Origin of the sequence: Sphingobium sp. DC-2, assembly GCF_000722555.1 — a bacterium.
GTDB lineage: Bacteria > Pseudomonadota > Alphaproteobacteria > Sphingomonadales > Sphingomonadaceae > Sphingobium > Sphingobium quisquiliarum.
On the sequence record NZ_JNAC01000164.1, the window covers coordinates 1 to 5,967 of the forward strand.

Sequence of the window (5,967 nt, forward strand, 5' to 3'; positions counted from 1 at the left end):
CTCATCAAGCCGCTACCGTGAATCTGTGTCCGAATAATGTACAGAGGCCGTCTTGCCGATAAACATCGGGTCTTTCGGCCACATGCTTTCCGCGTCGAAATGATCCTTATCGTTCAACGCGGTCGCCAGCGCCTCGATCGCAGCATTTCCAAGCGCACGCTCGAAAGCCAGCTGAGCGAACAGACGATGAGACATAACAACCTCCTTGTTGCCGGAATTGGCAAGGCCAAGGGGAGGGCAGCGCCGGGTCGGGTCAGGGACCGCGAAGCGGCCGCGCTAGCGGGCGGTGGGGGAGCCGATTTGCGCAGCAAATTGGGGGAACCGCCGATCCTTGATGCGGCCTGGTGCAGCCCTCATGCTAGGAAGACACTGACGGGGGGATTTAACAAACTAACGCCCGCCCATCGAGCGGACCTTCACCCTGCGCCGTCTCGCGCCCGAACGATCGCGCTGTATTCCAGCAGCGTTTGCCGGACATTCTCATCATCCACCACATTGAGCGCATGGCCGGTGGCCGATGCCTGATCCGTCCGCATTTCGAGCCAAGCGATCCGCGCCGCGTTCGGCGCTACGCAACCATGCTCGAGCGCGATCTGCTCACTGTAACCGGCGATAACGTCGTTGATGGCCTCAAGGGCCGCCTCATAGGCGATGGCCTGATCTTGGGTCCACAAGGGCGCTGTCGGTGAGAGGGCAGTCACCTTGCCATATAGAGAGGGCAACTGGTCTCCCGGCAAGCGCAAACTACGCCATTTGCGCTTGCCGAGAGTGGGCGGCCCTACCGGGGGGCTTGGGCCGTTGCTGGGCCTATAATCCTCAAACTCACAACGCCAAATGGCGTTGGATAGATTGAAAGGGCGGCGCGACAAACAGATGCCCCCTCGAAGCGCATCGTGCGAAGTTGCGCATGGACCGCGACAATTCTCGCTCTCAGTTGTCGCTCAACCAAGCGAGCTGCTGACCGATTCCAAGCCCCTCCATCGGAACCGATGCGCGCCGTTCGATCTGCGGCCAAAGGGGATCGCGATAGTTGCGGCCTGCGAGAACGATCAGCGGCGCGGCGGCGTCGATCTGCTCGGCCATTGCTTCGATCACGCGCGCGCCCCAAAGGCGGCGCGCGCCTGCCTTCATCGCGCCTAGCGTTTCGTCATAGGGCGCGATGACGGTTTCCGGGGCGATCAGGCCATGCTTTGCTGACAGGATGAACCATGCGCCGCCCTGTCGTTCGACATAGGCACGGGCCTTCTGGAACCATGGCGATGCGTAAAGATCGCGCGCCGGGGCGGGGCGGTCCAGCTTCGCAGCAACGCAAGCGACAAGGAAAACCGGAGACGGGGACGGGGGAGGGTCGATGACAGACGGCGGCGCTGCCTCAAGATCGGCAATGACGGTGCAGCGGCCCCATTTCTGCAATTGGCGCTGCCATCCTTTCGGCGGTCCTTGGCGCTCGGCAACGTGGCTAAGGGTCGGTCCACCGAACAAGTCGGGTTGCTCCCCGATGCGCTGCACCGGGGGAACGTAGCGAGGTTCGCGGATGCAATGGCGGGCCATGCTCGATCCCCTCAAAAGGCGAAAGCGGTCTGGCCGCTCGCCTCGGTAAAGCTGGCGCTATCGCCTGCCGCGTAACGGTCGCGGCCCATGGGGGACCATTGCAGATGCCCGGAACGGTCATAGGAAAACCAACCATCCTCGATCCCGATGATGAAAGACCATGCCTTATCCTCGGCGCAAGGTCCGTGAAGATTGATCGGCCAATGCTCGGCCCCGCGTTCCTGCTGGCAGGGCGACGGCGCGGAAAAGCTGCGAAGCAACGCGGCGCGGTCGGTCGGCTCGGTAGCTCCCATTTCCCGCATGATCTGGCGGGCCTCGACGGTGCTGATGTGGCCGCTCGCCTTCCTGTCGGCGTGGTCCGAATAGCGAAGGCCATAGACAACGGCATTGAAGATATTGCGCGGCTCGGTGAACTCCTGCGTGGCGAGCAATTCGCGCCATTTCCCGGCGCTGATAAGGTCCACCGCATGATGCCAGAGCGAATGAACGCGGTTGCTGTAGCCGTGGCGGTTCGTCACGCCATCGCGGGCGATCTCGATCCCTAGCGCACGCTCGACGTGTTGCACGAAAGGATGGGCGGCAAGCAAAGGATGGCGAAGGCCGATCTTGCGCGGCTCGTCCTGCTCTGCGCGGATGACCTCGATGGGGAACTGAAACAGGCGCGACGGCAGATTCCACGGCGCGGAAAGGGGAAAGTCGCGGGGCACATCAAGCGCCCCGTTAATGTCCAGCACAAAGCCGTTTGGCGCGAAGCCTGCGGCAATGATCTGGTCGCCCAGCTGGTCGGCCTGCGCGGTGCGTATCGCGGCGGCGGCGCTCATGCGCTCAACTCCGCATAGGTGGCGCTGCACTCGTAGCGGATCGCATCGCCATCCCACATAGGACCGCAAACGCCCTTGAATTTCGGTGCGCCCTGCAACTCAGGCCGCTGGCTCGGATTGCTGTCGTAACCGCTGCATTGAAGCCCCTCGACCGCTGCCCGGCTGACGATGGTTTCAAAGGTCGCGCCCTCGATCTCGATCCGGTCAAAGTCCTGCTCGGTCTGGCGGTAGATACGGATTTTCATGGGCTTTCCCTTCCTAATTGAGCCGAAGGCGATGACGGGTCATCGACTTCTGCCGAAAGCGGGCGACGCTGGGCCGGGGAATGCCGCAAACGGGGCCGATCAGGGGGGAGGGGGATCACCCGCCCTGCACGGAGCGCAGCGAAGGAAGGGCGGGGAAACCCGCCTGGTCGCCAAGCGGAGCCGCGCAGCGGCGGAGACGGTCTAGCCCTTGCGGCAGGGGGCAGGAACAGGCCCCAAACGCGATAAATCAGCGCGGCGGCTTGCCGCCTCAATCTGCGCCAGGACAGGCGGTGGCAGCTGCCACCGCCTGCACCGATCAACCCGGCTTGCGGATCGCAAGCAAAACAGTGTTCACGTTGGTTCCGGCGTGGGCGAAAGAACCGGGGGGAAGGTCGATCCATTTGCGACCGTGGAAATAGATCGCCTCGCAACCAGCGATCATGCGGTGTAGCGCCTTGTGGCGCTGATCCTCGCCATACTCTGCCCGCGCGCTCATGATTGCCACCAGCACGCCTCCCGGTTTGAGAAAGGCGAGGGCATGGCGCACATGGTCACAGTCGCGGCCTCGATCAAAAGGCGGGTTCATTATCACCGCGTCGAACGGTGCGTAATGGGCCGGGTCCAATGCGAGAAAATCGCCCTCGATCGCATCGGCAAAGCCGTGGATTACGCGTAGTTCGTGGGCGAAGCCGGGTTGCAGCTCCACGCAAGTTACATCGGCACCAGCGTTGCGCGCGGCCGAAGCAAGCGCGGCCTTTCCCGCGCTAGGCTCTAGAACGCGCTGGCCTGTGCTGATCCTCGCATGTTCGATGACCTGGGCGGCGATCTCCGGGGAAGTCATGAACGCGCCGAAGTTCTTAGCGGGCGTGATATGATAGGCCGGGGCCGCTTCTGCCTCGGTCGTCTCATAGCCATCACCGATAGCCTCGCCGTAATATTCCGCGAGCAACAGATTCACGCTCTGCAGAAGGTCGTCACGCTCGAACCATATGTGCAGATTCCCATTCTTGAAGACGCGAACGCGGAAATAGTCGCCCTCGATCACGGTTGGCAGCGATCCGCGCACGCGTGCCGAATCGGCAACCTGTGAGGCGATGCTGTGGCCCTCTGAAACCGGGGGCTTTTCGTCCAGTTCCAGAAAGACGCGCTCCACGTCCCGCAACGTGTCGCGGCGCTCGTAGCGGTCCCATGATCCCCATTCGTTCAAGGCGCGGTCGATGATGAGACGCGCGCCGATCTTGAAACCGTTGTGCGAGCGAAAGCGGCGATCCAGCTTGGCGAAGACGTTGGCGATGCCGCGCAAATAAAGGTCGCGCCGGTTGGTCCAGATATTCCCGAAAGTGGCGGCGCAGTTGTCGGGCGTGAACGGCACGGGATCATCGCGCAAGCCGTCATGAAACTCCTTGCGGGCCTGCTGATCTAGCAGCTGGTCAAAACCCAGCTGCTCCATGAGGGCCGCCCAGCACCGGCGGTCCATCGTGTGCGTCAAGACGCGCTCGAAATTGTCGCGTGCGTCGATGGTCTTGCGCGCTCCCGTCTCCTTGTCGCGCTGGTCGATAGGCTGCGACTGGATAAAAGCGCGGGTCAACGTGTCCTCGGTCCAGTCGCGGCCACATGACAGCGACAGTGCGCCGCCAAGGGTCAGGCGGGCCGCCTCGTCGCGGGTTGCATGGTAGGTGTCATAGAGGCTGAGCCAAAGGGCTATGGCCTTGTCTCGGCCGTCGCAAATATCCGCGATCTGCGCGGGCGTCATAAGCTCCTGGCCCATGTTCACGCCCCCCCGACAATAAGAGCACCAAAGCCGAAGCCCTCGGCGGCGTCCTCGATGGTGGTCACAAGGCCGTCAAAATCTTCCTCCGGCCCTAGTAGGTCGGCAATCTCGATGACAGCGGGAAGGTCAGCGCCATGATTTTCGGCAAGGTCTTTGATGTAGCCAAAGCGGTCGAAATTGCCCTCTTCCTCATAGCGAGTGAGCGGGATGGTGCGGGCGGCGTTGATCCGAAGAATTGTGGCCAGCGGAATGTCGGTCATGTGCTGTTTTCCCTGCCTAGAATGGAGCGGAAGGCGATGACGGGTCATCGACTTCTGCCCAGCGGCGAGCAGGGCCGGGGAATGCCGCAAATCAGGGCCGATCAGGGGGGAGGGGAATCACCCGTCCTGCACGGAGCGAAGCGAAGGAAGGGCGGGGAAACCCGCCTGATCGCCAAGCGAGGCCGCATAGCGGCCGAGACGGTCCAGCCCTTGCGGCAGGGGGCAGGAACAGGCCCCGAAGTCGAACAGCGGGCGCGGCGGCATTGCCGCCTCAATCTAGGAAAAGCGCCCGCCAGGTCATAGCATAGCGGCGACCTAGCGGGCGCTGCGGCATGTCGCCGGCGACATGCCCAACGGATAGCGCCGGAAGCATCCGAGTAATCGGATCCTCCGTCAGTTTAATTGCCCGAGCGGTTGCGCGACACGTCCGCATAAGGTTTGCGGCGGCACTGGCTGCACCGAAGCCGCGCGATGAGTTCGTATATGCGGGTATCGAAAGAAATGCGGCGTGAGCGGGCGAAGTCGCCCAGCGGGGCGACGACGCGGCGACCGCAAGCGCACTGGATGCGCAGATAGCAGCCTTGCCGATACCAGATAGGATCAATGGGCTTGGGGCGGTGGGAACAGACGGGGAACACCTCGCGCGCGCGTCGGTTATTGGATTGGCAAGGGAAAAGGGCTATATAGGCAATGCTTCGTGTGCTGATTCATTTCACGCACCTACCTGAACCCGCCGTGCTGTCACACGGCGGGGTCAAACATTTAGGGCGGGCGGCCCTGTCAGACCACCCGCCCCGCTAGATCAGCCCTTATCGGACTTCCCCAGCTTCACAATTGCGATCACGAGCGCGACGGCTGCGATCGTCAATTGAGCTGCTTCATATGCTGTCAAATCACATCACCTCCTTTGAGCGAGAGGATTTGCGAAGGGCCGCTGTCACAGTCCCTCGCCCTCGCTCGATGGGGGCTATACAACGGATTGGCGAGAATGCGCGCGAAACGCGCTTCACATTTTCGTGAAGCCGTTGGATGATCGCCGGCGACCGTTGATGAAAAGGGGAAGCTATGGGCCTCGTATCGCAGGTTAGCGCCGATGACCGGGAAAGTGCATGGCGAATAATCCGTCATCGCGAAATCATGGAACGACTGATTCCGCTTTGGGCTGTGCTTGGCGTTGCGCTGGTGCTGATGGGCGTGGACCTGGGCGGGCGTCTGCTGTGGACGCTGCCAATGATCGGATATGTCTTTGGGGTGATGGCGGTCGATCACGGCCCTGATTACCGCGCCGCGAATTATTGGGTGCCGGTCCTGGGAAGCCA

9 protein-coding genes are annotated in these 5,967 nt (G+C 62.3%); 1 reads left to right on the forward strand and 8 read right to left on the reverse strand.

Features of this window, described 5'->3' with window-relative positions:
* Positions 1–12: 12 nt before the first annotated feature.
* The 8 genes from ET21_RS0123865 to ET21_RS28280 all read right to left on the reverse strand — a co-directional run bounded on the left by ET21_RS0123865 (position 13) and on the right by ET21_RS28280 (position 4,912).
* On the reverse strand, positions 13–195 hold the full coding sequence (locus tag ET21_RS0123865; RefSeq protein WP_030541641.1) for a hypothetical protein: 183 nt from the start codon (positions 193–195) through the stop codon (positions 13–15).
* A 221-nt stretch (positions 196–416) separates the two neighbouring features.
* Positions 417–674, reverse strand: coding sequence for a hypothetical protein (locus tag ET21_RS0123870; RefSeq protein WP_008831892.1), 258 nt, complete (start codon positions 672–674; stop codon positions 417–419).
* A gap of 256 nt (positions 675–930) precedes the next feature.
* Complete coding sequence (locus ET21_RS26290; RefSeq protein ID WP_030541642.1) at positions 931–1,551, reverse strand: DUF6884 domain-containing protein; 621 nt, start codon at positions 1,549–1,551, stop codon at positions 931–933.
* An 11-nt stretch (positions 1,552–1,562) separates the two neighbouring features.
* Positions 1,563–2,372 carry a hypothetical protein gene (locus ET21_RS0123880; RefSeq protein WP_008831890.1) on the reverse strand — a complete coding sequence of 270 codons (810 nt, stop codon included), beginning with the start codon at positions 2,370–2,372 and terminating at the stop codon, positions 1,563–1,565.
* On the reverse strand, positions 2,369–2,617 hold the full coding sequence (locus tag ET21_RS0123885; RefSeq protein WP_030541643.1) for a hypothetical protein: 249 nt from the start codon (positions 2,615–2,617) through the stop codon (positions 2,369–2,371). The genes ET21_RS0123880 and ET21_RS0123885 overlap by 4 nt, the downstream gene beginning before the upstream one ends.
* 316 nt (positions 2,618–2,933) lie before the next feature.
* On the reverse strand, positions 2,934–4,385 hold the full coding sequence (locus ET21_RS0123895; protein ID WP_231634371.1) for a DUF4942 domain-containing protein: 1,452 nt from the start codon (positions 4,383–4,385) through the stop codon (positions 2,934–2,936).
* 2 nt (positions 4,386–4,387) lie between these two features.
* A complete protein-coding gene (locus ET21_RS0123900) occupies positions 4,388–4,648 on the reverse strand; it encodes a hypothetical protein (RefSeq protein ID WP_008831823.1) in 261 nt (86 codons plus the stop codon).
* Between the two features lie 117 nt (positions 4,649–4,765).
* Positions 4,766–4,912 (reverse strand): hypothetical protein, encoded by a 147-nt coding sequence (locus tag ET21_RS28280; protein ID WP_021223025.1) that lies wholly within the window; start codon positions 4,910–4,912, stop codon positions 4,766–4,768.
* Between the two features lie 801 nt (positions 4,913–5,713).
* On the opposite strand from ET21_RS28280, the gene ET21_RS0123915 reads away from it, so the two are divergent.
* Positions 5,714–5,967 (forward strand): hypothetical protein (locus ET21_RS0123915; RefSeq protein WP_030541645.1); only part of this gene is annotated, 254 nt, incomplete at its 3' end.